Here is a 26,403-nt window from a genome sequence, read left to right on the forward strand (position 1 = left end):
GGGGCGGGAGAGGACCGGTCAGGCGCTGGCCCGACGGCTCGACGGGTTCCGCACCATGTCCGGGGCGCCCGGCACGGGCTCCGCCGTATCGTCCCCGAGGGCCACCACGCGGTTGCCCTCGTCGACGTGTACGACCCGCGGCCGCAGCGCCCTCGCCTCGGCGTCCTCGACCTGGGCGTAGCTGATGATGATCACCTTATCGCCGGGGTGGACGAGGTGGGCGGCGGCACCGTTGATGCCGATGACACCGCTGCCGCGCTCGCCCTCGATCGTGTACGTCTCCAGACGGGCGCCGTTGGTGACGTCGACGATGTGCACGAGCTCGCCGGGCAGCAGATCGGCCGCGTCGAGCAGATCCGCGTCGATGGTGACGGACCCCACGTAGTGCAGGTCGGCCTGAGTCACCGTGGCGCGATGAATCTTGGACTTGAACATGGTGCGCAGCATCGAGACACTCCTGAACGTAGGCTCCCTGCCTGCGTTTTTGCAGGTCAAGGGCTATTTGCCTACTTTACAACGAGCCTCGTGCGGCGGGCGGCGTTCCTCAGGTTCTCACCAGGAACGCAGCAACGATGCAGGCGATCAAGCGCGAGCCACCCATACGCCCTCGTCGCCGAAGCCCACGATGTCGGCCTGGCCGTCGTCGGTAATGTCGGCCAGGAAGCGCGGGTGCTTCTCCACCCGCCAACCCGTCCCGTGGCCGAGGTCGGCCACGACTCGTCGCGGGGTGTCGAACCTTCCGCCGGGCTGCCCCGGTGGGACAGGTATACGCCGTCCTCGGCGAAGCCGACGATGTCCAGGCGCCTGTCACTCGTGGCGCGCGCCAGGAGCCGCAGGTGGCGTTCGGTCCGGTAATCCCTCGCGCCATAGCCGTAGTTGCGCAGCAGCAAGCTCGGGGGTCGGCCGAACGCTCGGTGACGTGCAGAACTCCGGCCGTTTCAGGCCTCCGCCGCACGCTGATGGCCGAGGACACCGAGAACCACGACGTCTCCGGTGCGTACTCGCCGCCCCGCACTACCTGGTGCTGTTCCTGCTGAGCGTCGCAGCGACGGTCGCCGTGGTCGTGGGCTTCTTCGCCGTCCTCATCACCGGCGAATACCCCCTGGGAATCCGTGACTTCGTCGTAGGGATCTACCGCTACAACCTGCGTGTACAGGCCTACGTCGGTCTGCTCACCGACAAGTACCCGCCCTTCAGTCTGCAAGCCGGCTGACCCGGCGTCCGGTGCCGACGACACGGTCGGCACCGGACGCGTCCTGCCACCGTGGGGATCAGGTGCCCGGCTTGCGGCCGTAGACGAAGACGTCGTCGCCCTTGCGCAGCGTGTTCCAGTACTTCACGGCGTCCTTCTTCGTCATGTTGACGCAGCCGTGGGAGCCCGGCGGGGACCAGACGCTGACGCCGACCGAGTGGAACGCCTGGCCGCCGTCGAAGAACTGGCTGTACGGCATCGGCACGTGGTAAATGCTCGACACGTGGTCGATGTCGCGCCAGTAGACCTTCGTCAGGCCCGTGCGGGTCTCGTGGCCGTTGCGGCCGGTGCGCACCGGGACCGGGCCGTACTTGAGGTTCTTGCCGTCCTGGATCCAGCTGAGCTGGAGCGTCAGGTCGACACAGGCGATGCGCCCCTTGTCGGTCGGGCACTTGCCCGCCTTGTTGGGGTTGTCGCCCACCGCCTTCTGCTTGTTCATGAGGTTCATGACGCCCCAGGTGACGCTCCCCGCGTACCCGGCGTTCGGGCTGATCTTGTGCTTGGTCTGGAAGGCCTTGATCGCCTTGCAGTCGGCCGCCGACTGCTTGCCGTCGACCGGGCGGCCGAGGAACTTCTCGACCTGCTTCTGGTACGGCCCGGTCTGCGTCGAGCACGACGCGGCCTGGGCGCTGCCGGTACCGAGCGCCACCGTGAGCGGGGCCACCAGCATGGTGATCCCGAGAGCCACGGCTCCCCTTCTGCGTATGTCCCCCACTGCTGTCACTGCCGCCTGCCCCTCGTTCGTCAAATGTCCGCGGTCGGACTCCACCTCCTAGACAGCGCGGACGCAGTGTTCGTTGCAGAGCGAATCGACACAGATGCGTAACAGGGACGACTTGTCGCCGGATCGGCCGCCACCGCGCGCGCTGACCGGCACAAAGGCACAGCCGCACAGCCGCACACCCGGCGCGCGTCCTCGCCCCCCCCGGGCGCCCCCCCGCGGCCGGAAAGCGTTCACTCGTCAGGGTGACGAAAACAACCGGCCGATGCTGCTAGCGTGCCGCATCCACCACTTCTCCTCCCGCTTCTCCGCCCACTTCTCCTCCGCTTTCCCGCCTTTCCGTCGCGGCAGTTCACCCGCGGCGGTCCGCCGGGCGGCGGACCCCATGACGCTCCAGCCAGGCGATTCGTCGTGCGCTGAACATCGCGGCGCTGTCGCAGTTTGAGGGGGACGAACAGGCATGACCGGACTGACCAACTCCACCCGGGCGATCCTCAAGGCGACCTACACCCAACCCGTCCCGTCGGCCATGCCGGCCGAGCCTGCCGAACCCGGTGCGACCACCTCGCGGGGAGCATCGATGTCGGTGTTCGCGAAGCTGAACTTCATGCGGTCCCTGGCGCTGACACCTGCCGAGACCGAGGCCCTGGCAGAACGGCTGCGAGGGCGAGGGCGAGGGCAAGGGTCAGGGCCGGGGCGAGGACCGAGCGGCGAGCCGGCCGAAGCGTTCGAGACCATCCTGCCCTCCCTGCTCGGTGGCGACCCGGCCACCGCCGCGAGCACCGCCCGGCTGTACGCCGGTGTCGCTCCCGAGACGCTGGCCGCCCTCGGCCGGGAAGTCGCCGCCCTGCGTACGCCGGACGGCACGGAGTCGGCCGGCGCGGGACCGGACACCGGACAGCCCCGCGCGACCGACGTCGGTCTGCTCGTCGACCGTTTCCTCGAGGAGGCCGCCATCCAGCCGGTCGGCTGGCTGCACCTGGAGCGGATCGAGATGCAGCCGGTGGGCCTGGAGCGCGGCGAGCTCGTCTCGACCATTCCGATGGCTCCGGGCGAGACCGTGCGCGTGAGCCACAAGGAATGGTCGACGCAGAGCGAGGAGCTGTCCCGGATCGTCACGGACGAACTGGAGACTTACGCGGAGAAGGGCGTGGCCGAGAAGACGGACGTGGCCATGTCCACCGCCAACGAGTCCAAGCGCGACACCAACCTCAACTTCGGCGTCACAGCCAGCGGCAGCTACGGCACGGTTTCGGTCACGAGCACGTTCAACTACGGCGTGTCCACCTCGGACCACGAGTCGCGTCAGGCCAGCAACAAGCACGCCACGGAGATCACGTCGAAGGCCTCATCCCGCTCACGCAAGGAACACAAGGTCTCCTTCCGTACCGAGACCCGGCGCGGCGAGGAGGACGAGGCCGCCCGCGTGATCACCAACAACTCCCCCCGCGCGATGCGCATCGACTACTACCGGATCATGCGCAAGTGGCGCGTGGACCTCATGCGCTACGGCCTGCGCATGACGTACGACCTGGTCGTCCCCGACCCGGGCGGCGCGCTGCGGCGCCAGCTCATGGAACTCGCCGAGATCGACAGGACCCTCGCCACCCCCTACGAGTTCGCCTTCGGCGTCGACCAGATCGACCGGACCAACTGGATGACGCTCGCCGCCCGTTACGGCGCGTCGGTGACCGCACCACCGGAGGAGTACCTCAGCCCGCCCGACTACACCTACGAGTTCCCCTCCATCATCGGTGAGGACGAGGCCGTGACCACCCGGTACCAGTCCTGGCAGATCGACCTGCCGGAGGGCTATGAACTCGTGCCGATCCTCTTCGAGGTCAACTACTACGGCTGGCGGCCCGCCGAGCTGGCCCGCTTCGACGTGATCGGCGACGAGGCCGTGGAGGTCACGGCGACCCCGGTCGGCCAGGAGCTCAAGGGCCGTTACCAGTCGCAGCTGCTGCACCTGAACGGCAGCACAGGCCACCTCTCCATCCAGTACACCCACCGCAACATCAGCTGGGCCGGGTTCCGGCTCGCCACCACCCTGCGACTGTCGGACCAGGCGTATCTGGCCTGGCAGCTCGCCACCTGGCAGAAGCTGCGAGAGGCCGCCGAGCAGCAGTACTACACGCTCCAGCAGCGGATGCGGGACCGTCGTGAACAACTCCTCGCGGAGCTGAACCGCGACGACACCCTCACACTGCGCCGCGCCGAGCGCGAGGAGCTGATGAAGCGGTCCCTGCAGTGGCTCTTCGGCAGCGACTTCGACACGGCGCCCGACGACATCGACTCGGTGCTCGCTGAATTCGGCACCAACTCCACACCGACCTGGACCGACGACATCGATCCGTCCACCCTGCCCGTCAACACCGACGTGTGGCTGAAGATCCGGAAGTTCGGCGAGTTCGTCAAGTTCCTGCACCAGGCCGTGGAATGGGAGAACGTCCTCTACTTCTTCTACCCGTACTTCTGGGGGTCGGAGAAACTGGCCGAGACCAAGCGGCTGCTGTGGCACCCCGACCCGCTGCGCCGCGAGTTCCTGCGGGCGGGCGCCGCACGCGTGGTCCTGCCCGTCCGGCCGGGATTCGAGCGCGCCTTCTCCCGGCTGATGTCCACCGGCCGCATCGACGGCGACGGATCGTCGGACCCTCAGGACCCGCCGTACATGTCCATCGCCGAGGAGATCCAGGCGTACGCGCGCACCAACTACCCGGGCATTCCGCCCGCCAACCCGGACATCGCCGCCCGGGCCCGGCCGCTCCTCACGGTGAACCAGCAGCGGGCGTGGCGCGATATCGAGGCCATCGTCGCGGCCCTGGAGGAGTACGCCGAGAAGGCGAAGCGGCGGGTCGACCCGAAGTGGAGCGGCGCGCCGATCGAGCCGGAGTACTACCCCACCACCCGGCAGGGTCTGCGGGTGCTGCTCGACGCCCGCCCGAGCCTGGTCCTCACCGACCCCTGGGGCAGGCCGTACCTCTATCAGAACCCGGGGCGCACCGCGCCGTTCGTCGTCACCAGCCAGGGCGCGGACTCGTCGGCGGGCGGGGCGGAAGAGGCATCGGACATCTCGACCGACGCGGAGGGCAACCTCGTCGGTACCTGGTTCGAGTACACGCCGTGCAGCGGTCTCGACATCGAGGTCGGCTCCGACTTCGCCGAGAACGGGTAGCGGGAGCGTCATGGCGGACATCCAACTGCTGGACCACTACTGCTCGTTGCCGACCCGCAAGGTCGGTCAGGACAGCGAAGGAAATCGCAGCGGGTTCCGCTTGCACCTGGAGTCGCTCACCGCGGAGTACTACATGGTCGAGTGCTTCACCAAGTACTTCAGGCAGCGCTATCCGGACTCCGAGGTGATCAGTCAGCTCAGCTACCTGGACACCAAGCGGTTTCGCGGCGCGACGGAGATCCTCGCCAAATGGATGCTCGCGGAGTACCGCAACGAGTTCGGCCGCGACGCCCTGAAGCGGGACATCAAGACGCATCAGCCCGGTGGCCGGCTGCGTTCGGACATGCTCGGTGTTCGGGCCGAGGGGACCACCATGGTCCTCGAACTCGTCGAAGTGACCACGGTCGGTGAGGCCGAGAAGACCAAGGTCGAGGACCTCCAGCACAAGACGGACACTCTGCAGCGCTTCGTCATCGATCCGGCTCTCAAGGAGATGCTCACCCTCCAGCGCGCCGGGCGGGTGAGCATCGGCGCCCCGACGCGGATCGAGGTGCGCCGGTCGACCTGGCGGCCGTACTGGAACGAGCTCTACTACCCGCTCCTGCCCACCCAGCCCTCGACGGGGGCGCCCGGGAACGTCAAGTACGAGTGGATCTGCTACAAGCCCACGTTCCGTCCCGACGGCATCGGGAAGGACGGCCTGGTGCTGTACGAGATCCACAGCACGCCCCTTCCGCAGGGTGCCCCCATCGAGGTGCTCAGACGGGTCGCCCGCCGCCTGCGCGAACTGGAGAACCAGCATCAGCTCGTGCTGCTGCCGGCGATGCAGCAGTACTGGGACGACAACACCGCCGACAGCAGGGAGCTGAAGAAGTGGCTCGCCATCGGCCTCGGCGCGGCCCTGCTCGTCACGCTCGTGGTGCTGGCCTGGCCCACGGCGGTGCCGCTCGCGGCGGCGGCCGCGGAGACCGCAGGGGTCGCGGGTGCCGCGGAGGCCGCGGGAGCGGCGGAGGCGGCGCAGTTGGCGAACGCCGTCCGGTACGCCCAGAGCGCGACGAAGGTCCCCGGCTACTTCGAGCGGGCGCAGGCCGCCCTGCGCCCGCTGTTGTCGGGCGGCCCCGGCCGGGGCCTCGTCGGCAGCCACTGACGGTGCTCGACCGTCAGGACACGACGATGACCCGGCGCCCGCGCGCGTGACCGGCCCGTCCCCGTGAGATGAGGCCGGTCGCCTCGGCGAGAGCTCGCGGCACGTCGCCGGTCACACCCGAGAAGCGGGCGCCGTGCTCCGGTGCGCCCAGATCGGCGATGGAGATCACCACCACACTCGTGGTCCTCGAAGAGGTGGCCGACGGCGGCTGGGCGCTGGGGCGGCCTCATCCTCAACGCGGGCCTCCTGGGCCGGAGATGAGCACCGGGCTCTCCGTTACCTGGAGGGAGCCGCCGGCGGGGTAGCGGCTCACCGTGCCGTCGAGCCGTTCGACCGCCACCGCGTCGGGTCCGACCGGCGTGGTCGCCCGGCCCGTGTGGGTCCAGCGGATGCGTGCCGCGCGTTCTCCCCCGGCGTCCGCGACGAGAAACTCGCACTGCCAGACGTTGTCGGGCATGCCGATCTGATCCCCGCGGCCGCAGGAGCGGATCCGCGCGTCGCCGATCCACCGCTGCAGACGCTCCACGTTCAGCGCCGGGCGGGTCGGCGGTCCCCCTTGGGGCTGGAGCACGATCGGCACGCGGTCATTCCCCCAGGCGTACAGGTACATGCGTTGCACGTCGTAGCGGCGTGCGTAGAGCCCGGTCAGGTAGAAGCGGACTGCGTAATCGGCGGCCTGGGACCGGCTCGGCTTCTTCTGGAGGAGGAGGAGGCTGTACGTCGTGCCGGTGTTCCATAACTCGGGGTGCACACCGGCCTCGTGGAACGCCTGGTCCGCCAACTCCAGCGCTTGGAGCATGGTTTCGGGTGGGTCCTGCGCGTTGCGCTGGTGGAGCTTGACGCCCGCCACGTCGCAGTGCTGGTAACCGCCCAGGCGGGCGAACTCCCGCAGAATCCGCCGCCCTTCCGCCTCCCACAGGCGGCCCATGGAAGGGCAGACGACCACGGCCGCCTCGTCATGTTCGCGGATGATGCGTGCGGCGCGGCGCGTCATCTCGACGAGGGTCCGCACGCCGCCGTTGTAGTAGTGGGGGTCGTTGGCCATCACCCACAGTTCGTACGCGTCGATGCGGCCGCGCGACCGCTGCACCAGCGCCCGTACGAACCTGTCCCCGTCGTCGAGGTCGTCCGGCGGTGCGGCCCGTGAGCCATCGGGGTAGGCGGCCTTGCGCCCGTTCGGCGCGGCCCAGGAAGGTGTTCCGCCCACGACGAACAGGGTGGGCAGGCCCGCTCTGTGCGCGCCGGCGAGGAGCCTGTCGAGCGTCACCCAGTCGTAAGTGCCGCGTTCCGGCTCCAGGTTGGCCCATCGCGTCTCGCTGTCCCAGAGACGTACGCCGCCGACCTGGAACGTGGGCATGGCGCCGCTGCTGCTGTTCATGGTGACGCCGAACATCGTCCGGGGAACGGGAAAGGGAACCTCTTCCCAGCTCGGGGCGGGAATGCTCCGGGAGACCTGGCCGCCCGTCACCGAACGGTCGACCGAGGTGTCGAGCTGCCCGCTCGCGACCGCCGTGAGCGACAGGCCCACGGCCAGTACGAGGCCGAGCACCCACCTAGCCGAGGCCCGGTCGAGGCCACCGCGGCCCGGTGTCCGTGGCGGCAGCTCCGGGGGGTGCACCGACCGTGCAGCCGTACACGGCGGACTTCCGGCGTCCGGTTCTTCGGTCCGGGTGGCCGCCCGCCAGTAAGCGAGCAGCCTGTTGAGGTCCTCGGGCTCGGCACCGCACTCCCGGGCGAGCCGGACGACGACGGCGTAGTCGTTCGGGACGCGCGCGCCGCTGCAGAAGCGGTGGACGGTGGTCCGGCTCAGGAACGTTCTGCCCGCCAGTTCCTGAAAGCTGAGTCCGCTTCTCCGCTTCAACTCCGTCAGCAGTGACGCGAGTTCGCCTGCCCCCGCTGCCTGGTCCACAATGCCCTCCCCCGAGACGGCCACGCAGGGGGAACAGCCTCCCACGAGGGTTCCCGTTCACGGAGAGAACATCAGGTCACGACGGGTCCGAACGTTTCCGCACAAGTGGGAACAGCCCTCTCATTGATCCGGCCGCCGGACCTCGCGAGTCTGAAACGGATCCGAACGGACCACGAGACGGGGGACATTGCATGCACGGGAACTCAAGGGCGAGAGCGATATCCGCGGGTGTCGCCGCGACCGTCAGCGCTTTCACGTTGCTGGTCGCCCTTCCCAGCAGCGCTCACGCGGCCGGGGAGGGCTGCAAGGACAAGAACGGCGACGCGAAGCTGTGCGGCGAGGTGTCGAACGCCTCGCATCTCGCCATGCACACCACCATCAAACTCGGCAGTGGTTCCGACCGCTGCGACGTGTGGAACTACGACGGCGGAGACAAGCAGAAGTGGGTGTACGCCGAGTGCACCCAGAAGAAGCTTTCGTCGGGTGGACGGCGCGGAGGCAGCGGAGTGGACGTGGACGCGGTCACGTTCAACAGCGAGGCCTACATCCTCGACTTCCACGGTGCGACGACGTGGAAGGCGAAGGGCGTGTGGACGAAGATCCGGGACAACGAGACGGCGACCTGCGGAACGGACGTCGGCCTCGGCGTGCCCTTCTGCCGGATCACCTGGGATCTCGGATGACCGGGACCACCGCCACCTCGGAGGGCAGGCGGAAGTGGGCGGTCGCAGCGGTTCTGCTCCTTACGGTCGCGGCGGGTACGGTGCCGGCCCAGGCGACCGCCACCGGTGGTCGCGCGGCCGCGGGCAAGGGGCAGAAGCAGCAGATCATGCGGTTGGTCCATGAGTACTTCGTCGAGCGGGACAAGGGCTGGCTCACGAGGGAGGGCAGCGTCTCGAAGGACCTCGGCGACGGCGAGGTGGCCGACGGCCCTCGGCGGCTGGCCGCTCGCACGTCTCGTATCGCGGCGGAGGTGGAGGCCGAAAGCGGGCTGCGGGTCGAGGAGGTGAGCACGGGAACCTCACGCAGACCCGATGTCGACATCCGTGGTCGCCGCGCGACGGTCACCGTCACGTCGGGAAGCACGCTGAAATGGACCAACAAGGAACTCGGCGAGTCCGTCTACAGCGATCCGTACATCGTCGAGTTGGAGCGGACGAAGAAGTCGCGGAACTGGCGCATCGTGAACGTCAAGCACGCGACTGTCCCTCTGACCGACGCCGACGCGCGGTCCGCCGGTCCCGCTCCCGAGCCCGCGAGTACGGAGAAGCGGCGTCGGCGGACGGACGTCGCCGACGGCTCCGTGGGAACCCTGGAGACGAAGACCTTCGACCGGGCGGCGGCCGGTGAGTACGCCCGCTACTGGTCCGGCCAGTCCGTCTACCAGCAGTCGGACGGCACGTACCACATCGAGGACCGCTACAACTCGACGTACGACCGGGCCAAACAGGACAACAACTGCACCAACTTCGTCTCGCAGGTCCTCCACGAAGGCGGCTGGGATTTGGAGGACGGAGTCGACTCGGACGACGAGGACAACTGGCACTACGACCTCTGGGGTCCGGCGGGGCCCTCACGGACCTGGTCGGTCGCCTACGAGTTGTGGAAGTACACCATCGACTCGGACCGGGCCACGCGGCTTCACGACGGTCCGCCGGGCGAGGCGGACATCTGGAACCTCAAGCCGGGAGATCCCCTCTTCGTCGACTGGTGGAACGAGAACCTGGAGGACGACCCGGCCACCTGGAAGGACGAACGTGCCGTTCCCGACGGCAAGATCGACCACGCCATGGCGGTCTCGGGGAGCTACACGGAGCTCGGCTTCACCGAGCCCACGTACTCGCAGAACTCACCGCACCGCAGCAACATCCCGCTGAGCGTGGGCATCAAGATCGCAACCGCACCGATGGTGGATCCCGACGGTGACGGCGTGCCCAATGACTGGCCGGCCGGCCGGGAGATGAAGGTCCACTTCTACCCGGTGCACGTGAACGACACCTTCGAGACGGACTGACGCAGGTCCGGTCGGACGCCGGTGCCGGTGCCGGTACCAGTGCCGGTGCCGGTGCCGGTGCCGGTGCCGGTATCAGTGCCGGTGCCGGTGCCGGTATCAGTGCCGGTGCCGGCGCCGGCCTGTCCTCACGGCGGCGGGATCGGTTCGATCAGGAAATCCTGGTCGGCGGCTCCGGAACAGCGGCCCTGGACGATCTCCGTACCGGCTTCGACGTCCTGGTCGCGCAGGCTCAGGCACCGGCCGGTGACGACAGGGCGGAGGCGGAAGTGCTCGGCGGCGGCCGGGCCCAAGGGCTCGATGCGGAACTGCTGAGCCCTGTTGTCGTCGGAACAGTCCTCGCGAGGTTCGAGCAGGTCGCGGCCCGGCCCCATCGACAGGACCGTCAAGCAGCCGATGTTGTACTTCGGATGGTGCCACTGGATCTGCACGACGTCCCCGCCCAGGGGTTCGAGGAACACGCGGGGCTGGACCGCCTTCGTGCAGAGCCGCTGGGCGGCGACAGCAGTTCTGTAGCGGCCGGTGCGATCCTTGCCCTCGGTGACGCAGAACTCCGGCGTCCGCGCGGGGTGGATACGCGCCCAGCTGCCCGCGGCCGGGATGCGCAGTCCGGTCACCGCCGCCGCGGAAGTGGCGGCCGTCGGCTCCGAAGGTTCCCGCAGACTGCCGACGCCGAGGGTGCCGGCGATCCCGAGGCCCGCGGCGGCGACCAGCCCGGCAGCCCGGTGCCACCACGGGGCACGCGCCGCGAAAGCAGTGGAGGCCGGACCCCCGCTGCCGTTGCTGTCGCTGTTGCTGCTGTTGCTGTCGCTCCTGTTGCTGCTGTTGCTGCTGTCGCCACCGTCGTTGTCGCGGGCCGGTGACGGATCGTCGGTGGCGAGGCGGCGGCGGACCTCCAGCCACCGGCGTACTTCCTCGTCACCCAGGCCGCACGCGCGGGTGAAGACCTCGACGAACCGTTCCCGGGGCAGGGTGATGCGACCGAGGGTGGTCGCGATCGTGCTGGCCGGCAGGGCGTCGCCATGTGCGGTCGCCTTGCTCTCGAGCTGCCGGTAGGTCAGTCCGGACCAGGTCCGCAGCGTGCGGAGTGCCGCCGCGAACTCGGCCGGGGTGTCGGCCTGTGCCGGTTGCGGGGCTCTTGCCGACCGCTCGGCCGGGACGCCCTCTTCCCCGCTCGTCACGGCGCCGACCGGGTCCACCGCACAACCGCCGGATTCAGGCGATGCTCCGGTGTTCGGACGTGTCCGGAACACGTTGAGCACCGCTCCGAACAAGTTCGAACATCGTTCGTCCTTGTCGACGCGGCGAGCAGCGGGCAGCGTCTGCCCCGTCCAGTTCCGAGCGCCACGCTCCCGCCCCCTTCGACACCGCTGTCCGGGCAAGCGGACAACCTACGCACCGCCGCACGCGGTCGGCAGATCGCATCAAGTCATTGTTCGGCGGCCGACAGGGCTGATGGCGCCTCGATCCACGCATCGACCGATACATCGACCGACACATCGACTCCGAGGAGCATCATGCGTACTCGCACATGGTTCGCCGGCATCGCGGCGGGAGCCGCCCTGCTGGCCGGCGGTTCGGTCACCACCGCACAGGCGGTCCCCACCGGGGCCCAGGGCACCGACATCGGGGAACCGCCCGGTTGGACGCCCAACGGGGCACAGAACTGCTCCTCCCACTCCCACCGTGACCTCGACCCTGGCGGCGGGGAGACGGTCAGCACCCAGACGCTGCGCCGCAGCGGCCCCCACAGCAACTGCGGCAGCAACCCCGTCGGAAGCAGGGCGGTCGACTACCACTGCTATACGGAGAACGAGTCCGGGAACACGTGGACCTATGTGACGGTCCGTGCCACCGGGGCCAAGGGCTGGGTGTGGGACGAGAACCTCACGAACGGCGGCAGCATCTACTGGTGCTGAGTCGATGCCATGTCCGCTGAGTGAGGCTTGAACGGTTCGTCCTCGATCAGCATCTCGGGGCGGCCGGTGACCAGGAGCCGGGCCGCCCGGACCCGGCGTCGGCCCCGGCGTCGGCCCCGGGTCCGGTACAGGGAGGCGGGGTGGGCGCGTGGCTCGCGGTCCGGCATGCCGAGTAGCATGGCAACGCCGGGAATCCGGGCATATGTACCGGTTGAGTGGCTCGGCACAGCAGCACGCACGAGCGGCCTCCCGGGCGTACCGGCCCGCGCCGCACCCCTCCCACCAGGACGTTGAGTGCGATGACCGAACACAGAACAACCGCTGCCGCACGCGCGACGACAAGCCGCGAGGTCGTCGGCGCCCCCTGCTGGGCGACGCTGTTGACGCATGACCTGTCGGCCGCCGAGTCCTTCTACGGCGCGGTCTTCGGCTGGACGTTCCGTCCGGCCCCTCTCGGTGAGGAATTCCGCGTCGCCCTGCACGAGGGCAAACCCGTCGCGGGCATCGGCTCCCTCGCCTCCGCACTGCGGGTTCCCGTCGCGTGGACGCCGTACTTCGCGGTCGAGGACGCCGACGAGACGGCCGCGCGCATCCGTGAGCGCTGCGCCACCGTCGCCGTGGGACCGCTCCGGTTCCCGGTGGGACGCGGAGCGCTCGCGGCGGACCGGTCAGGGGCCGTCTTCGGCATCTGGGAGGGCCAACTGGTCTCCGACTGGCATTCCTGGCGCGCGGACGCGCCGCTCTGGCTGCGGTTGCGGTCACCGGACGCCTTCGAGGCGGCCATCTTCTACGGCCAGGTCCTCGACTGGGCCTGCGGGCGCCCCGGCTGCTGCGACGTCGGCTACGAGAACGACGAAGTCGTCCTGAGCCAGGAGGGCACGGTGCTCGCCCGGCTCGGCCCGGGCGCCGTCGAGTCGGCTTCCGACCCGGTCGACCTGCCCCGCTGGGAAGTCCACTTCACGGTCGACGACCCCGAGGCGACGGTGCGTACGGCAGTCCGCCACGGCGGAGCCGTGGTGCGTCGCGAGGGCACCCCGGACAGCCCGGCGACCACCATCAGCGACCCCGAGGGCGGCATCCTCACCGTGACGGCGCGCGTGACGCCTCAGTGAGGGCGCGCGTGACGCCTCAGTGAGGATGCGTCCCGAAGCGCGGCTCGGGTTCGGCGCGTATTCTGATGGGGCGAGAAAACGGAAAAACGCACGGTTCCCGCTGCTCACCGCGGCGGCAAGCCCAACCTGAAGGCCCCTCTCCCTGCGATGAAGGGCCCGTCTCTCCTACGAGAGCCCGCCGCGTCTCAGCGCGCCCACCCTCCTCTACGGATTCCGACGCGATCCCGTATCGAGAGGAAGTTTGCACCCTTTTGCCCCAGGGGAACCGCAAAGAACACCGGCTGAACATGAGAACCGGACTGACCGACGAACCCGACCGTGGGCCCATCGCGCGGCGTGGCCCACCAGGAGCGAGTCACCATGCGTCTTTCATTTCTGCAACCACTCCTTGACCGGCCAGGACCCTGGGCGACGGTGTATTTCGATCCCGGTCAGGCGGACGAGGCGGGCGCCAAGCGCCGCGAACTGTCCGTGCGGGAGGTGTGCCGGACCTTGGAACAGGAGGGCGCGGACGAGGCCACTGTCGCGGCGGTCCGCGACAACCTGGCCGCGCTCTCACCGGCCGAGGACCCGGCCGGACGCGTCGTCTTCGCCACGGGCGGCGAGGTCGTGCTGAGCCACCGTCTGTCCCGACGGCCCCAGGGCGAGTTCGCCTGCTGGGCTCCCCTGCCGCGGCTGACGCCCCTTCTGGAGCTGTGCGGCCAGGACCCCGTGAGCCTCGTCGCCTACATCGACCGCACCGGCGCCGACTTCGAGCTGCGGGCCGCGGCCGGCCCGCAGGACTCCGGGCACGTGGAGGGGCAGCAGTGGCCGGTGCACCGCACCGCCACCGCCGACTGGTCGGAACGGCACTTCCAGCTCAAGGTGGAGAACACCTGGGAGCACAACGCCGTGGAGATCACCGAGGCGCTGGCCGCGGCCTATGAGGAGTCCGGCGCCGACCTCGTCGTACTGGTGGGCGACCCCCGGGAGAGGCCCGCCGTGCGCGACAAGCTGCCGGAGGCCGTCCGGGCCGTGACGGTCGAGACGGAGCACGGTGGCCGGGCCGCCGGTTCCGGCTCCGCGGCGCTGGAAGAGGCCATCGAGAACGCCTCCCAGGAGCACCTGCACCGGCGCGTCGACGAGGCGCTCGACCGCTTCCGCGCGGGCCGCGTGGGCACCGACCGGCCCACCGACGCCGTGGAGGGCGTGCCCGCCGTCGTGGATGCCGCACGCGAACACCGCATCGACACCCTCCTGGTGCGACCGGACGGGTCCGACCTGCACCGGGAGATGTGGGCCGGCGCCGATCCGGACCAGGTCGCGGTGCGCCGGACGGACGCCGAGGCCCTCGGTGACGGCTCCCCCGTCTCCGTACGCGCCGACGACGCGCTGCTGCGTTCGGCGGCGGCCACGTCCGCAGACGTCCTGATCATCCCGTTCGAGGAGGTGAGCGACGACATCCCGGCAGGAGGACTCGGCGCTTTGCTGCGCTGGACGTACGAGCCGAGCGCGACCTGAGAGCCAGGAGCCATGACCGGACACGCGCGGCCACATCCCCCGCCCCGGTCCAACCGCGTGACTTCGGATGCGCGGCTGTCCCTTCCGCACCAGAGAACCACCAGGAACCACCTGGTACCACCTAGTTGGAGGTGGATGCAGTGACAACGTCCCCCAGGTCCCAGTCCGGAACGCCGGCCGGAACGCCGTCCGGAGCTCCGTCCTCGATGTCCGGAGCGCACACCCCCATGTCGGGGTCGCCGTCCTCCATGGACACGCATCCTGACATCGTCGACATGCGCGCCCGTCACGAGAGTGCCGAGCGCGCGGCAAGCACACCCAAAGTGCAGGCCATCGACGCGCTGGCCTTCCTCACCGGCATCTACCTGGCCGCCTCTCCCTGGATCGCGGGCTTCAACAGCTTCACGCGGCTGTCGATCATCAACCTGATCGTCGGCATCGCGTACGCGCTCCTGATGAGCGGCGGCTTCGGCCGGGCCTACGAGCGCACCCACGGCATGGCGTGGGCCGCGTGCGCCCTGGGCGTCTGGACGATCGTCGCGCCGTGGGTCATCGCGGGTGACGCCACCACCACAAGGACCGTGGTCAGCAACGTGATCACCGGTGCCGTGGCCGCCCTCCTCGCCCTGGCCGCCAGCGCGGCCGCCCGTTCGGGCGACTCGTCCGGCGCGGCGCACGGCAGGAGCAGGAGGGGGATGGCCCGCGCCGGCCACGACTGACCGGCACGCCGCTGACTCACCGGCACTCGCCGGTGCCTGACCGGCAAGTCCGACGACCGCGCCCCGTGGCACATCCGCCGCGGGGCGCGGCCCCATGAGCGGCGCCGTGGTGGTGCCGCCTCACGTCAGCAGCCGCAGTACCGCCTCCTCGATGGCCCCCTGGGTCGCCGGGCGGCCGAACGCGGCGCCGTCGCCCAGCCGGTCCAGGGCGTCGGCGATCGTGCGGCGCTCCTCGAAGAGCTCGATGACCCGCGGGTTGATGTACGAGGCACGGCAGACCGCGGGTGTGTTGCCGAGGTACGCGCTGACCTCGCGGACCGCCCGGGTGACGGCGCGTTTGCGGGCGGTCCTGGACTCCTCCGCGACCAGTGCCGACACGGCGAGGGCGACCGCGGCGAGGACAGTGGCGTGCCAGACGCGGAAGTCCTTCGCGGTGATGTCCGTGCCCGCGCGGTCCCGCAGGTAGTCGTTGAGTTCGGCGGCGCGCAGCTCGTGCCAGGCCCGGCCCTCCCAGTAGGCGAACAGCCGTCGGCCGTCGCCGTTCCGGCGCAGGAGGGCGCGCAGGACCGCGCAGGCGGGCGGGTCGACGAAGGCGCGTGTCTGCGTCTTGGAGTACTTCGCCGGGTACGTGACGCAGACCTCCCCGCCCCCGCACGAGACGTGCTCCTTCAGGAGGGTGGTCAGCCCGTACGTGCCGTTGTCCCGCCGGTAGGACTCGTTGCCGATGCGGAAGAACCCGAGGTCGAGCAGGCGGGCGGCGCAGGCGAGCACGCGGTCGCGGCCGAGGCCACGCCCGGCGAGGTCGTCCCGCACATGCGCACGCACCTTGGGCAGTGCCGCGGCGACCTCCAGGACGTGCTCGTGCTTCGCCGTCTCCTGTCGTTCGCGGAAGCGCGGGTGGTACAGGTACTGGCGTCTGCCCGCGGCGTCGGTGCCGACGGCCTGGAGGTGTCCGTTGGGCCACGGGCAGATCCATACGTCCCGCCAGGCCGGCGGGATGACGAGCTGCCGCAGGCGCTCCTTCTCCGCGGGGTCGGTGACGGGGTGACCCGAGGCATCCGTATAGCGGAATCCGCGTCCCGAACGGATGCGGCGGATTCCGGGTCCGCCGACGTGGCTCGTCCTCAGTCGCCGCTTCTCAGGCATGTCCCAGGAGTTCCCCCGATGCGCGGCGGCAGACCTGGGAGCAGCCCGTTCGGCGGAGTGTGCCGCGGGCACGCCGGGCCGCCACGGGTGACGATCGGAGCGGGTGACGACCGGAGAGCGGAGGGCACCACCCCACCTGCTCCCGGACGCCAGGAGTGACGAGGGTGACCACTGGGCACCCGGAGCGGACACCACAGACACCAGACACCACCGACACCACGGACACGCCACAGACACCACAGGAACGGACGGCTATGAGCAGCGGTTTCATCGGGCCCGAGGGCTTCGGGCAGGACCCCTTCGGGGAGCTCTTCGCACGGTTCCTCGGCAGCGGCCGACGGCAGATCGACATCGGCAGGCTGATGAGCGGCCAGGCGCGGCAGCTCGTGGCCGCCGCGGCGTCGTACGCGGCTGAGCACGGCAAGAGCAACCTCGACACGGAGCACCTGCTGCGGGCGGCGCTGACCATCGAGCCGACCCGTGGTCTCGTCGCGCGTTCGGGAGCCGACCCGGAGCAGATCGCCGAGGAGATCGACCGGCACTCCGCCGAGACCGAGGGCGCCGCTCCCACCCAGGCCGTCGCGCTCACCCCGGCCGTCAAGCGGGCACTGCTCGACGCGCACGAGGTGGCGCGGGCCGTCGGCGCCGGGTACATCGGCCCGGAGCACATCGTCATGGCGCTGGCCGCCAACCCCGACTCCGCGGCGGGGCACATCCTCAACGCGGCCCGCTTCGACCCCGGCTCGTCCCCGCAGCCGCCGCAGGGCCGGCCGGGCCAGGCGGAGCAGCGGCAGACCGGTGGCGGAGGTGCCACGTCCACGCCCACGCTCGACCAGTACGGGCGGAATCTGACCGCGCGGGCCGCGGAGGGCCGGGTGGACCCGGTCATCGGCCGTGAGGAGGAGATCGAGCAGACCATCGAGGTGCTGTCCCGGCGGGGCAAGAACAACCCGGTGCTCATCGGTGACGCGGGCGTCGGCAAGACCGCCGTCGTGGAGGGCCTCGCCCAGCGGATCGCCGACGGCGACGTCCCGGACACCCTCGCGGACCGCCGCGTCATCGCGCTGGACCTGTCGGGGGTGGTGGCGGGCACCCGCTACCGCGGCGACTTCGAGGAGCGGCTGAACAACATCATCGACGAGGTCCGCGCCCACTCCGACGAGGTGATCGTCTTCATCGACGAGCTGCACACCGTGGTCGGGGCCGGCGGCGGCGGTTCCGAGGGCGGGTCGATGGACGCGGGCAACATGCTCAAGCCCGCGCTCGCCAGGGGCGAACTGCACGTCATCGGTGCGACGACCCTGGAGGAGTACCGGCGGTACATCGAGAAGGACGCGGCGCTCGCCCGCCGCTTCCAGCCGATCCTGGTCGCGGAGCCGACGGCCGCCGACGCGGTGGAGATCCTGCGCGGTCTGCGCGACCGCTACGAGGCACACCACCAGGTGCGCTACTCCGACGAGGCGCTGGTCGCCGCCGTGGAACTGTCCGACCGCTATCTCACCGAGCGCTTCCTGCCGGACAAGGCGATCGACCTCATGGACCAGGCGGGCGCCCGGGTACGGCTGCGGGTCGGCACGAAGGGCACGGACGTACGCGCCCTGGAACGCGAGAGGGAGCAGCTCAGCCGGGACAAGGACCAGGCGGTGGCGGCGGAGCAGTACGAGCGGGCCACCGAACTGCGGGACCGCATCGGCGATCTGGTCCGCAGGATCGGGGCGGGGCGGAGCCGCGAGCCGGGGGACGGGCAGATCATCGAAGTGACCGCGGAGGACATCGCCGAGGTGGTGTCCCGGCAGACCGGCATCCCGGTCAGCACCCTCACCCAGGAGGAGCGGGACCGGCTGCTCGGCCTGGAGGGGCACCTGCACGAGCGGGTCGTCGGGCAGGAGGAGGCCGTCAGCGCCGTGGCGGAGGCGGTCCTGCGCTCACGCTCGGGTCTGTCGAGCCCGGACCGGCCCATCGGCAGTTTCCTCTTCCTCGGCCCCACGGGCGTCGGCAAGACGGAGCTGGCGCGGGCCCTGGCCGAGGCGCTGTTCGGCAGTGAGGAGCGGATGGTCCGCCTCGACATGAGCGAGTTCCAGGAGCGGCACACCGTCAGCAGGCTCGTCGGGGCGCCGCCCGGTTACGTGGGTCATGAGGAGGCGGGCCAGCTCACCGAGGCCGTACGGCGTCACCCGTACTCGCTGCTGCTGCTCGACGAGGTGGAGAAGGCGCATCCCGACGTCTTCAACACCCTGCTCCAGGTGCTCGACGACGGACGGCTGACCGACGCTCAGGGCCGGACGGTGAACTTCACCAACACGGTGATCGTGATGACGAGCAACCTCGGTTCGGAGGCGCTCACGGGACGCGGCGCGACCCTCGGGTTCCGGGCGGACGGGTCGGAGGCGGACGAGGAGGCGCGGCGCGAACAGGTGCTGCGGCCGCTGCGCGAGCACTTCAGGCCCGAGTTCCTCAACCGGATCGACGAGGTCGTCATCTTCCGGCGGCTGACTGGTGAACAGCTGCGGCAGGTCACCGATCTGCTGCTCGAGGAGACCCGGCGCAGGCTGCACGCGCAGGACGTCGGCATCGAGTTCACCCCGGAGGCGGTGGACTGGCTGGCCCGGCGCGGGCACCAGCCGGAGTACGGCGCGCGTCCGCTGCGTCGCACGATCCAGCGCGAGGTGGACAACCGGCTCTCCCGCTTACTTCTGGACGGGAAGCTGACCGCGGGCAGCCGTGTCCTGGTGGGTGTCGAGGACGACGCGCTGGACATGAGGGTCACGGCGGGTGCGCCCGCCTGACCCGGGGGGCTCGGCGGGCGCTGACCGGTGTCACACCAGGAGCACGATCGCGTAGACGAGGAAGAACGCCGCGATCAGCAACGCGAGACCGAGGATCAGGGCCAGCGGCCCCTTCGCCCAGCCCTTCGGGGGGTTGTGCGTCTCCTCGGGTCCCGCTCCCGGCATGCTGCTCTCGACGGGCGGGGTCTCTCCCGGCGGCACGCTCCCGCCGGGTTCCAGCCCTGTGGCGTCCTGCGGGTCGGGGTCCGGATCCGGGTGACGGGGGTCGGAGCCCGGATCCGGTTTCTGGGATGGAGTCATGTGATCCAAGTTCCCACGGGGTTCCCGTGCCCACCTCTCCACAACAGCCGTTCCGGGGCCGGGGCCGTTCCTCAGCCGACGTAGCGGCGGGCCGCCGAGTGGCGGCGGGCCTCTTCCAGGGCGACGATGCGGTCCTCGATCTGCGGGGGCACGGGGGCGCGCTGCCGCAGGACCCAGGGCAGCCCCGCCAGCGCCCGGCCGACGGCACGCAGCGACGGCTTGTCGCGCGGCACCGTGCGCAGCAGGTGGCCGGTGCGGCGCAGGGCGGCGGGCCAGGGGCGGCGCAGCCAGGTGAACCACAGGGTGTTGCGCAGGCCGAGGACCCGCCGGTCGGTGCTGTCACGGACGGTCGAGGCCGCGTGGTGGATGGTCAGCTCCGGCACATAGCTCAGCCAGTGTCCTCGCGTCAGCAGGTCGGTGGCGAGGAGTTCCTCCTCCCCACCGAGCCACAGCCCCGGGTGGAAGCCGCCCGCGTCCCGGAAGGCGTCGGCTCTGATCACCGTCGCGGCGGCCAGGAACGAGCCGAGGGCGGGGCCGGGCAGCCAGTCGGGTCCCGCGAGCGGGGAATCGCGCAACTCGGCCACCACGGGGTCTTCCTCGCCCGACGGTTCGACGACGATGCGGGCCGTCACGGCGGCGAGGGCCGGATGCGCGTCGAGGAGGTCCGCGGCGTGCCGCAGGGAGCCGGGCTCCCACCAGGTGTCGTCGTCACAGAACGCCACGTACGGCGTCCGGACGTGCCGGACGGCGAGATTGCGGCCGACGGCCCCCAAGTTGCGTCCGGGCCGCAGCAGTCGGACCTCGGGGAAGCAGCGGGCGACCGCTTCCGCCGTGCCGTCGCCCGACGCGTTGTCGGTGACGATCACATGGGGCCGCTCGGGGAGATCGCGCAGGGTGTGAAGAGTGCGCAGCACCTCGCGGCGGCGGTCCTTGGTGATCACGACGACGGTCGTACGGGGATCGGGTCCGCGGTCCCGCTCGTCCTCGGCGAGCGTGGCGGACGTGCGGGCGGTGTCGTGCGTCATGCGTGCTGATCCTGTTCACGAACGGTGGTGGTCATGAAGGTGGTTGTCATGAAGGTGGTGGCCATGAAAGTGGCGGTCAGGTGGTCATGAGGGGGCCCGGTCCAGCAGGCGGGCCGCGCTCTCGATGCCGGCGGGCAGGGGTTCCCTGGCGTTGAGGGCGGCGGGGAGGCGGACGAGTACGCCTCTGAGGGCGGTCGCGGCGTCCCGTTCCCCGCGGGCGGCCGCCGCGGCGAGGTGCGCGGTGCCGCGCAGGGCCACGGTGACCGGCCGCCGCAGCCAGGCGGTGAGGAGGGCGTTGCGGCGCTGCACCGCGGAGCGGCCGGGCCGTGTGGCAGGGTCGGGGTGGTGGTGGGCCGTCACGGAGGGCGCGTAGGTCACGCCCCAGCCGCGGGCCGCCAGGTCGTAGGCGAGCAGGGTCTCCTCGCCGCCGAAGAACAGCACCCGGTGATATCCGCCCGCCTCAAGGAACGCGGCGCGCCGGGCCACCGCCGCGCAGGCGAGGAAGCCCAGGACGGGGCGGCCCGGAAGGTCGTGGGCGGGCGGCAGCGGCGAGTCGGCGAGCACCCGGTTGAGCGGGTCCTCGTGGGTCTCGGGGCCCACCAGGGTGCGGGCGGCCAGGAGTCCGAGGCGTGGATGCGCGTCGAAGAGGTCGGCGGCGGTGTCGAGGGCGCCCGGGGCCCACCAGGAGTCGTCGTCGCTGAAGGCCACATAGGGCGTGGTGGCGTGCCGGACCGCGAGATTGCGGCCCAGGGCTCCGGTGTTGTGCCCGGCCTCGACGACGTGGGCGCCGACAGGGTGGGCGCGCACCGCGTCGGCCGTCGCGTCCGTGGAGCCGTTGTCGACGACGACGACGGGCGGCCGCTCCGGGAGCGCGGCGAGCCGGTCGAGGGTGCGCAGCACGCTGTCGCGGCGGTTCCGGGTGATCACGGCGACCGTGGTGCGCGGCGGGTTCGGGCTCTCGGGCCTCACGTGCTCTCCTTCAGAAGCTTCTGCACGGCACGCACCACGTCGTCCGGCGGCGCCTCGTCCGGACCGGGGCGGGCGGCGTCCCCGCCGGAGGCGTCCTGGTCCCCGAGGACGACGGCGGGCACGCCGTAGGGGCTCCGCCGTTCCTCGGGTACGTCGTGGAGGCCGACGGAGACGACCGGGGTGCCGGTCGCGGCGGCCAGGTGGGCAGGCCCGGTGCCGCCCGTGACGACGACGTCGGCCGTGCGCAGGACGCCGGTCAGGGTCCGCAGGTCCGTGCGGCCGCCGAGGTCGATGGCCGTGCCGCCGCTGACGCGCCGGGTCAGGGCGGTCTCTTCGGGCCCGCCGGTGACGACGACGCGGTGGCCCGCGTCGGCGAGCAGGGCGACCGTCTCGGCCGCGTGCCCGGTGTCCCATGCGCGGGCGGGCGTCGTGGCGCCCGGGTGCACCACGACGTACGGGCCGTTGCCGGTGAGGCCTGTCGTGTCGGGGGCCGGGAGCACGCGGAGCCGGCCGTCGTCGCCGGTCCGGGGCGAGAAGCCGAGGGCCGCGGCCGTGTCGAGCGCCGCTTCCGCGTCGTGCCGGCCGGGCAGCCGCCGGTGATGTACGTCGATGAGGCTGCCCGCGTGGTCGACGCTGTCGGCGCCGATGCGGGGCACGTGGGCCATCCGCAGGAGGAGCGCGATGGGCAGCGGGCTCTGTTCGAAGGAGGTGACGACGAGGGCGACGTCGTACGCCGCGTCCCGCATCCGTCCCAGCAGTCCCTCGACGTCCGCCTCGTCGACCGACGGCGGGCGGGTGCCCTCCCAGGGCGCCTCCCAGACGAGGACCTCGTCGACGTGGGGCAGCAGTGCGGCGGCGGGGGCGCCGCGTGGCCCGCAGACCATCGCCACGTGGTCGGCCCTGGCCGCGACGGCCCGGACGGCGGGGCCTGCCAGGAGGACGCCGCTCATGCCGTCCAGGCAGACGACGAGGGCCTTCGCCACGTTCCCCCGCACGTCGTCACCAGGAGCACGCATGGCGTGCGCCTCCCTCCGCGCTCGGCACTCCCTGTCCGCCGTTCCCGAAGTGGGCGATGGTGCGCTTGAGCCCGTCGTCCAGGGAGACCTTGGGCGTCCATCCGAAGAGTTCGTGGGCGAAGCCGGTGGCGGGGCGGGGCGGTTCGGGCTCTTCGTCGCGCGGCCCGGTGAACTCCAGGCGTGCGTCGGAGCCGGTCAGTTCGAGTATCCTGCGGGCGATCTCCGCCGGCGTCGGGCCGGGATCGCCGCCGATGTCGACCGGCCGCACCGAACGGCTGGCGGCGACCAGGAGCACACCCTCCACCGTGTCGTCGACGTAGCACAGCGAGGGCGTGGAGCTGCCGTCGCCGGGAACGGTCACCGGTCCCCCGCTCAGGGCCTGCCGTATCAGAGCAGGGATCATCCGGCCGTCCCCGGCGGCCATGCGTGGTCCGTACGAGGGGAAGACGCGCACGATGCCCGCGTCGGCCTCCTTCGCGCTGACGTGCGCCGCGGTCAGCACCTCCGAGAAGCGCTGGGTCTCGTCGGCGGACCCGGAGCGGTCGCCGTGCGCGGGACAGGTGGACGCCAGCAGGAACCTCGCGCCGTCGCGCTCGGCGACGGCCAGGGCGTTGCGGACGCCGTGGCTGCCGGCGTCCAGCGTCTGAAGGGGACGTGAGAAGGCCGCGGCCGAGGGACACGCGAAGTGCACGACCAGGTCGTACGGTCCGGTGAGCGTGTCGGCGCAGCCGGGCCGCGTGAGGTCGAGCCGAAGGACACGGAATCCGGGGCGGTCCGCCAGGTGCTCCACGTTCTCGGGCGAGCCGGTCGTCATGTCGTCCACGCAGTCGACCGCCACGCCCGCGTCCAGCAGGCGTTCGCACAGGTGCGAGCCGAGGAAGCCGGTTCCCGCGGTGACCATGGCCCTCTCCCACGGAGGCGGTGGCTGCGGCGCCATGGAGAACATCGTCGACGTCATGGGCTGGACCTTCCTTCCGCTTCCGGGTGGGCAGCGCCTCACGTGCCCGGTCGCGCGGCTTTCAGACCTGGACGTCTGTCGCCTCCGCACGGGCGCGGCGGTCCCGTCAGGGCCAGGACGGTTCCCTGCGCGGTACGACGACGAGTTCGCCCACCACGCTGCCGGCCGGGACCGACAGGGCGTACAGGACCGTGTCGGCGACGATGTCCGGGCTCTGCAGCATGGACACGTCGGTGTCCGGGAAGCGCTCCATGATGAACGGGGTCTCCATGCCGCCCGCGATGATCCCGGTGACACCGATCCCGACGCAGTCGCGCTGGGCTTCCTTGAACAGCGTGTGGGTGAACGCGCGCAGGCCCGACTTGCCCGCCGCGTAGGGCCCCGCCTCGGTCCAGGTCCGGTTCGCGGCGGTGGACAGGATGTTCACGATGTGGCCGCCGCCACGGGCGATCATGCGGCGGTAGGTCTCCAGGCACAGGAACATCGGCCCGAGCAGGTTGGTCTCGATGACCCGCGTCACCTCGTCGGCCGTCAGGTGCTCGATCGGCTTGGAGACGTCCACGGCGGCGTTGTTGACCAGGATGTCGAGCGGCCGGCCCGCCTCGTCCAGCTCCCGGAAGGCCGAGGAGACTCCGGCGGCGTCCCGCACGTCCATCTCCAGGAAGCGGGCGTCGAGGCCCTCGCCGGTGAGCTCGTCGCACAGCTCCCCCGCCAGTTCCTTGCGGACGTCGGCGACCAGGACCGTCGCGCCGGCCGCCGCCAGCCTTCGCGCGATCGAGGCGCCGAGGCCCCTGGCCGAACCCGTCACGAGAGCCTGCTTGCCGTGGAGGTCGACCTGCGGTGCGCCGCCCATGCCCGTGCCTTCCGTCGTTCCGTTGAAGGCGAGCGCGCTCCGCGACCGCCCCGCCTCTCACTGTGACGGCCGGTGCGGAGTCCGGCACCTCGAGCGGGTGCCGTGCGGACGGCGCGGGACTGTGGTCCCCGTCACCGCGAGAGGCCCGGAAGGGCAGGTCCCCGGCCTGCCGGAAAGCCGTGTGAGCAAGCACACCAGAAGCGCGAAATCCCTTACGGGGTACGTGATTTACGCCTGTCGTGCGCCCTGTCCGGCAGAGCCGTCCCAGGGCACGGCGAAACCGTCTGCCACGATGGTCATCGCCGTACTCAGGAACGTCCCTGCGCCGTCTTGGCGCGATCTGCCGACGTCCCTCCCGCAGCGCGGTGCGTCTGACAGATCCGGTGGAGTGACCGAGCAGTGCAGCCGGTGCCCCGCGCTTCCGCCGAGACCCCCACCTGAGTCCCTCCGGACTCATCCCCGAGTCTTCGAGTGCCCCTGTGTCTTCCTCTCCTGCCTCACCCGTGCCCTCTTCCTCTCCTGCCACGTCGGAGTCCGCTCATTCCTCCGCGCCCGTATCGCGGTCGCCGTGGCGGTCCCTGCGGTACCGCAGCATGCGCTGGTGGTCGGTCGCCAACTTCGTGTCGAACGCCGGCACGTGGATGCAGCTCACCGTGCAGAACCTGCTGGTCCTGCAGATCACCGGCTCCGCCGCCGCCACCGGGCTCTCCATGTCCGTCCAGGCCGCGCCCGCGCTGCTGATGAGCCTGGTGGGCGGCGCGGCCGTCGACCGCTGGCCGCGCAAGCTCACCGCCTCCGTCAGCCAGGCGCTGCTCGGTGCCATCGCCTTCACGACGGCCGTCCTCGTGGCGAGCGGCGGGCTGGATCTGACGGTCCTGATGGTGCTGGCGGCCGTCACCGGCATCATCGCCACGGTCGACGGGCCCGCGTGCGCCCTGCTGGGCAACGATCTCGTGCCGCCGGAGGACGTGCCCTCCGCCATCGGCGTGGGCTCGCTGGTCCACAGCGCGGGCCGCCTCGCCGGTGCCGCGCTCGGCGGCGTCACGGTCGGTTTCCTCGGCACGGCCGCCGCCTACGCCGCCAACGGTGTGTCTTTCCTCTTCGTCGCCGCCGTCATCCCCTTCCTCCGCCCCGCGTACGGGGCGCTGCGCCAGGCCGGGACCGAGCGGACCGTGGCTCCCGAGCCGAACGGCAGCGCGCCGGTCGGCCCCGCGCCGGTCGGCGAGCACATGACCGTCCGGCAGGGCCTGGCCTACTTCATGCGGCGGCCCCGGCTCGTGGCCCTCGCGGGCGTCACCGGCGTCAGCGCCGTCTTCGGGCGGAACTACAACCTCACGCTGGCCGTGCTCGTCACCGGGCCGCTCGCCGGAGGCGCCGGGTCGTTCGGCACGGTCTCCACCGTGCTCGCCGTCGGCGGCATCATCGGGGCGGTCCTCGGCGCCCGGCTGCGGAAGCCGTCCGTGCGGCTCGTGGGCACGCTGGCCGCGGCGGGCGCGCTGCTCCAGGTGGTGGCGGGCTTCTCACCCTCCTTCGCCGTCCTGCTGGTCCTCGTCCTGCCGATGGCCGTCGTCGAGTCCGTCTCCGACACGGCGGGGACGACGGTCCTGCAGACCGACCCGCCCGCCCACCTGCGGGGCCGCGTGCTCGGCGTATGGGGCAGCATCAGCACCGCGTGGGGCCTCGGCGGCCCGCCCGCGCTCGGCCTCCTCATGGAACTGGCCGGCGCCCGCGGTGCCCTCGTCTCCGGCGGTCTGATCATCGCCGGATCGATCGGAGCGGGCTTCGTGCTCCGCAGGCGGGGCACCACCGCCCCGGTGCTCCTGCGCAGGAAGACACCGCAGGGCGCAACGGTCCAGCCGGCACTGGAGACGGCCGCCTGACCGCG

Annotated in this window: 23 protein-coding genes and 1 pseudogene; 11 read left to right on the plus strand and 13 right to left on the minus strand. The window is 71.1% G+C overall.

All coding sequences use genetic code 11. From position 1 onward, the window contains the following. Positions 1 to 18: 18 nt before the first annotated feature. Both panD and AB0N81_RS22170 read right to left on the minus strand, forming a co-directional pair. Positions 19 to 447, minus strand: a complete 429-nt coding sequence (panD, locus tag AB0N81_RS22165) for an aspartate 1-decarboxylase (protein ID WP_365360846.1) — start codon at positions 445 to 447, stop codon at positions 19 to 21. A gap of 135 nt (positions 448 to 582) precedes the next feature. Next, complete coding sequence (locus tag AB0N81_RS22170; protein WP_365360848.1) at positions 583 to 714, minus strand: hypothetical protein; 132 nt, start codon at positions 712 to 714, stop codon at positions 583 to 585. A gap of 205 nt (positions 715 to 919) precedes the next feature. Between AB0N81_RS22170 and AB0N81_RS22175 the strand changes: the two genes are divergently transcribed. Beyond that, positions 920 to 1,213 (plus strand): DUF4389 domain-containing protein, encoded by a 294-nt coding sequence (locus AB0N81_RS22175; RefSeq protein WP_365360850.1) that lies wholly within the window; start codon positions 920 to 922, stop codon positions 1,211 to 1,213. Positions 1,214 to 1,271: 58 nt separating this feature from the next. On the opposite strand, the gene AB0N81_RS22180 is transcribed toward AB0N81_RS22175, so the two are convergent. Then, entirely contained in the window at positions 1,272 to 1,967 is a 696-nt protein-coding gene (locus tag AB0N81_RS22180) for a L,D-transpeptidase (protein WP_365361096.1), read from the minus strand. A 466-nt stretch (positions 1,968 to 2,433) separates the two neighbouring features. On the opposite strand from AB0N81_RS22180, the gene AB0N81_RS22185 reads away from it, so the two are divergent. Both AB0N81_RS22185 and AB0N81_RS22190 read left to right on the plus strand, forming a co-directional pair. Next, positions 2,434 to 5,148, plus strand: coding sequence for a type II secretion system protein GspG (locus AB0N81_RS22185; RefSeq protein WP_365360852.1), 2,715 nt, complete (start codon positions 2,434 to 2,436; stop codon positions 5,146 to 5,148). A 10-nt stretch (positions 5,149 to 5,158) separates the two neighbouring features. After that, positions 5,159 to 6,295 (plus strand): hypothetical protein, encoded by a 1,137-nt coding sequence (locus AB0N81_RS22190; protein ID WP_365360854.1) that lies wholly within the window; start codon positions 5,159 to 5,161, stop codon positions 6,293 to 6,295. A 55-nt stretch (positions 6,296 to 6,350) separates the two neighbouring features. Here AB0N81_RS22190 and AB0N81_RS22195 read toward each other — a convergent pair. Together AB0N81_RS22195 and AB0N81_RS22200 are read right to left on the minus strand one after the other, a co-directional pair. After that, positions 6,351 to 6,464 (minus strand): annotated as a pseudogene (locus AB0N81_RS22195) (NADP-dependent oxidoreductase); the annotation flags it as partial. A gap of 63 nt (positions 6,465 to 6,527) precedes the next feature. After that, positions 6,528 to 8,204: a helix-turn-helix domain-containing protein gene (locus tag AB0N81_RS22200; protein WP_365360856.1), complete on the minus strand. Its 1,677-nt coding sequence runs from the start codon at positions 8,202 to 8,204 to the stop codon at positions 6,528 to 6,530. A gap of 191 nt (positions 8,205 to 8,395) precedes the next feature. On the opposite strand from AB0N81_RS22200, the gene AB0N81_RS22205 reads away from it, so the two are divergent. Both AB0N81_RS22205 and AB0N81_RS22210 read left to right on the plus strand, forming a co-directional pair. Further along, the gene (locus AB0N81_RS22205; protein WP_365360858.1) at positions 8,396 to 8,887 is read left to right on the plus strand and encodes a hypothetical protein; all 492 of its coding nucleotides are present in this window, start codon (positions 8,396 to 8,398) and stop codon (positions 8,885 to 8,887) included. Further along, entirely contained in the window at positions 8,884 to 10,218 is a 1,335-nt protein-coding gene (locus AB0N81_RS22210; protein ID WP_365360860.1) for an amidase domain-containing protein, read from the plus strand. Before AB0N81_RS22205 ends, AB0N81_RS22210 begins: the two co-directional genes overlap by 4 nt. Before the next feature lie 125 nt (positions 10,219 to 10,343). Here AB0N81_RS22210 and AB0N81_RS22215 read toward each other — a convergent pair whose 3' ends face one another. Then, positions 10,344 to 11,396, minus strand: coding sequence for a helix-turn-helix domain-containing protein (locus AB0N81_RS22215; protein WP_365360862.1), 1,053 nt, complete (start codon positions 11,394 to 11,396; stop codon positions 10,344 to 10,346). A gap of 336 nt (positions 11,397 to 11,732) precedes the next feature. Here AB0N81_RS22215 and AB0N81_RS22220 point away from each other — a divergent pair, with 336 nt between their 5' ends. The 4 genes from AB0N81_RS22220 (at position 11,733) to AB0N81_RS22235 (ending at position 15,465) form a co-directional block, all read left to right on the plus strand. Continuing rightward, positions 11,733 to 12,134 (plus strand): hypothetical protein, encoded by a 402-nt coding sequence (locus AB0N81_RS22220; RefSeq protein WP_365360864.1) that lies wholly within the window; start codon positions 11,733 to 11,735, stop codon positions 12,132 to 12,134. Positions 12,135 to 12,433: 299 nt separating this feature from the next. Beyond that, entirely contained in the window at positions 12,434 to 13,246 is an 813-nt protein-coding gene (locus AB0N81_RS22225; protein ID WP_365360866.1) for a VOC family protein, read from the plus strand. A gap of 360 nt (positions 13,247 to 13,606) precedes the next feature. Then, positions 13,607 to 14,746, plus strand: a complete 1,140-nt coding sequence (locus AB0N81_RS22230) for a Vms1/Ankzf1 family peptidyl-tRNA hydrolase (protein ID WP_365360868.1) — start codon at positions 13,607 to 13,609, stop codon at positions 14,744 to 14,746. A gap of 248 nt (positions 14,747 to 14,994) precedes the next feature. Then, positions 14,995 to 15,465 carry an SPW repeat protein gene (locus AB0N81_RS22235; RefSeq protein ID WP_365360869.1) on the plus strand — a complete coding sequence of 157 codons (471 nt, stop codon included), beginning with the start codon at positions 14,995 to 14,997 and terminating at the stop codon, positions 15,463 to 15,465. 120 nt (positions 15,466 to 15,585) lie between these two features. Here the strand turns inward: AB0N81_RS22235 and AB0N81_RS22240 are convergent, their stop codons facing one another. Then, on the minus strand, positions 15,586 to 16,611 hold the full coding sequence (locus AB0N81_RS22240) for a DNA topoisomerase IB (RefSeq protein ID WP_365360870.1): 1,026 nt from the start codon (positions 16,609 to 16,611) through the stop codon (positions 15,586 to 15,588). A gap of 254 nt (positions 16,612 to 16,865) precedes the next feature. Between AB0N81_RS22240 and AB0N81_RS22245 the strand changes: the two genes are divergently transcribed. Further along, the gene (locus tag AB0N81_RS22245) at positions 16,866 to 19,397 is read left to right on the plus strand and encodes an ATP-dependent Clp protease ATP-binding subunit (RefSeq protein WP_365360872.1); all 2,532 of its coding nucleotides are present in this window, start codon (positions 16,866 to 16,868) and stop codon (positions 19,395 to 19,397) included. 30 nt (positions 19,398 to 19,427) lie between these two features. Here the strand turns inward: AB0N81_RS22245 and AB0N81_RS22250 are convergent, their stop codons facing one another. The 6 genes from AB0N81_RS22250 to AB0N81_RS22275 all read right to left on the minus strand — a co-directional run bounded on the left by AB0N81_RS22250 (position 19,428) and on the right by AB0N81_RS22275 (position 24,518). After that, complete coding sequence (locus AB0N81_RS22250) at positions 19,428 to 19,697, minus strand: DUF6480 family protein (protein WP_365360874.1); 270 nt, start codon at positions 19,695 to 19,697, stop codon at positions 19,428 to 19,430. 71 nt (positions 19,698 to 19,768) lie between these two features. Next, positions 19,769 to 20,722 (minus strand): glycosyltransferase, encoded by a 954-nt coding sequence (locus AB0N81_RS22255; protein WP_365360876.1) that lies wholly within the window; start codon positions 20,720 to 20,722, stop codon positions 19,769 to 19,771. Positions 20,723 to 20,806: 84 nt separating this feature from the next. Then, positions 20,807 to 21,691 (minus strand): glycosyltransferase, encoded by an 885-nt coding sequence (locus tag AB0N81_RS22260; RefSeq protein WP_365360878.1) that lies wholly within the window; start codon positions 21,689 to 21,691, stop codon positions 20,807 to 20,809. Next, positions 21,688 to 22,707 carry a glycosyltransferase family 9 protein gene (locus tag AB0N81_RS22265; RefSeq protein ID WP_365360880.1) on the minus strand — a complete coding sequence of 340 codons (1,020 nt, stop codon included), beginning with the start codon at positions 22,705 to 22,707 and terminating at the stop codon, positions 21,688 to 21,690. The genes AB0N81_RS22260 and AB0N81_RS22265 overlap by 4 nt, the downstream gene beginning before the upstream one ends. Then, positions 22,691 to 23,665, minus strand: a complete 975-nt coding sequence (locus AB0N81_RS22270) for an NAD-dependent epimerase/dehydratase family protein (protein ID WP_365360882.1) — start codon at positions 23,663 to 23,665, stop codon at positions 22,691 to 22,693. The genes AB0N81_RS22265 and AB0N81_RS22270 overlap by 17 nt, the downstream gene beginning before the upstream one ends. A 106-nt stretch (positions 23,666 to 23,771) precedes the next feature. Then, positions 23,772 to 24,518, minus strand: a complete 747-nt coding sequence (locus AB0N81_RS22275; protein WP_365360884.1) for an SDR family oxidoreductase — start codon at positions 24,516 to 24,518, stop codon at positions 23,772 to 23,774. 593 nt (positions 24,519 to 25,111) lie between these two features. Between AB0N81_RS22275 and AB0N81_RS22280 the strand changes: the two genes are divergently transcribed. Beyond that, entirely contained in the window at positions 25,112 to 26,398 is a 1,287-nt protein-coding gene (locus AB0N81_RS22280; protein ID WP_365360886.1) for an MFS transporter, read from the plus strand. Positions 26,399 to 26,403: the final 5 nt, after the last annotated feature.

Source organism: Streptomyces sp. NPDC093510, assembly GCF_040683555.1.
Classification (GTDB): domain Bacteria; phylum Actinomycetota; class Actinomycetes; order Streptomycetales; family Streptomycetaceae; genus Streptomyces.

Bases quoted from the DNA above. Each gene is read 5' to 3' on its own strand.
- AB0N81_RS22230 (WP_365360868.1), top strand. From the start codon at position 13,607: ATGCGTCTTTCATTTCTGCAACCACTCCTTGACCGGCCAGGACCCTGG.
- AB0N81_RS22235 (WP_365360869.1), top strand. From the start codon at position 14,995: ATGGACACGCATCCTGACATCGTCGACATGCGCGCCCGTCACGAGAGT.
- AB0N81_RS22255 (WP_365360876.1), bottom strand. From the start codon at position 20,722: ATGACGCACGACACCGCCCGCACGTCCGCCACGCTCGCCGAGGACGAG.
- AB0N81_RS22275 (WP_365360884.1), bottom strand. From the start codon at position 24,518: ATGGGCGGCGCACCGCAGGTCGACCTCCACGGCAAGCAGGCTCTCGTG.
- AB0N81_RS22190 (WP_365360854.1), top strand. From the start codon at position 5,159: ATGGCGGACATCCAACTGCTGGACCACTACTGCTCGTTGCCGACCCGC.
- AB0N81_RS22270 (WP_365360882.1), bottom strand. From the start codon at position 23,665: ATGACGTCGACGATGTTCTCCATGGCGCCGCAGCCACCGCCTCCGTGG.
- AB0N81_RS22245 (WP_365360872.1), top strand. From the start codon at position 16,866: ATGAGCAGCGGTTTCATCGGGCCCGAGGGCTTCGGGCAGGACCCCTTC.
- AB0N81_RS22185 (WP_365360852.1), top strand. From the start codon at position 2,434: ATGACCGGACTGACCAACTCCACCCGGGCGATCCTCAAGGCGACCTAC.
- AB0N81_RS22210 (WP_365360860.1), top strand. From the start codon at position 8,884: ATGACCGGGACCACCGCCACCTCGGAGGGCAGGCGGAAGTGGGCGGTC.
- AB0N81_RS22240 (WP_365360870.1), bottom strand. From the start codon at position 16,611: ATGCCTGAGAAGCGGCGACTGAGGACGAGCCACGTCGGCGGACCCGGA.
- AB0N81_RS22265 (WP_365360880.1), bottom strand. From the start codon at position 22,707: ATGCGTGCTCCTGGTGACGACGTGCGGGGGAACGTGGCGAAGGCCCTC.
- panD (WP_365360846.1), bottom strand. From the start codon at position 447: ATGCTGCGCACCATGTTCAAGTCCAAGATTCATCGCGCCACGGTGACT.
- AB0N81_RS22250 (WP_365360874.1), bottom strand. From the start codon at position 19,697: ATGACTCCATCCCAGAAACCGGATCCGGGCTCCGACCCCCGTCACCCG.
- AB0N81_RS22220 (WP_365360864.1), top strand. From the start codon at position 11,733: ATGCGTACTCGCACATGGTTCGCCGGCATCGCGGCGGGAGCCGCCCTG.
- AB0N81_RS22205 (WP_365360858.1), top strand. From the start codon at position 8,396: ATGCACGGGAACTCAAGGGCGAGAGCGATATCCGCGGGTGTCGCCGCG.
- AB0N81_RS22225 (WP_365360866.1), top strand. From the start codon at position 12,434: ATGACCGAACACAGAACAACCGCTGCCGCACGCGCGACGACAAGCCGC.
- AB0N81_RS22280 (WP_365360886.1), top strand. From the start codon at position 25,112: ATGCGCTGGTGGTCGGTCGCCAACTTCGTGTCGAACGCCGGCACGTGG.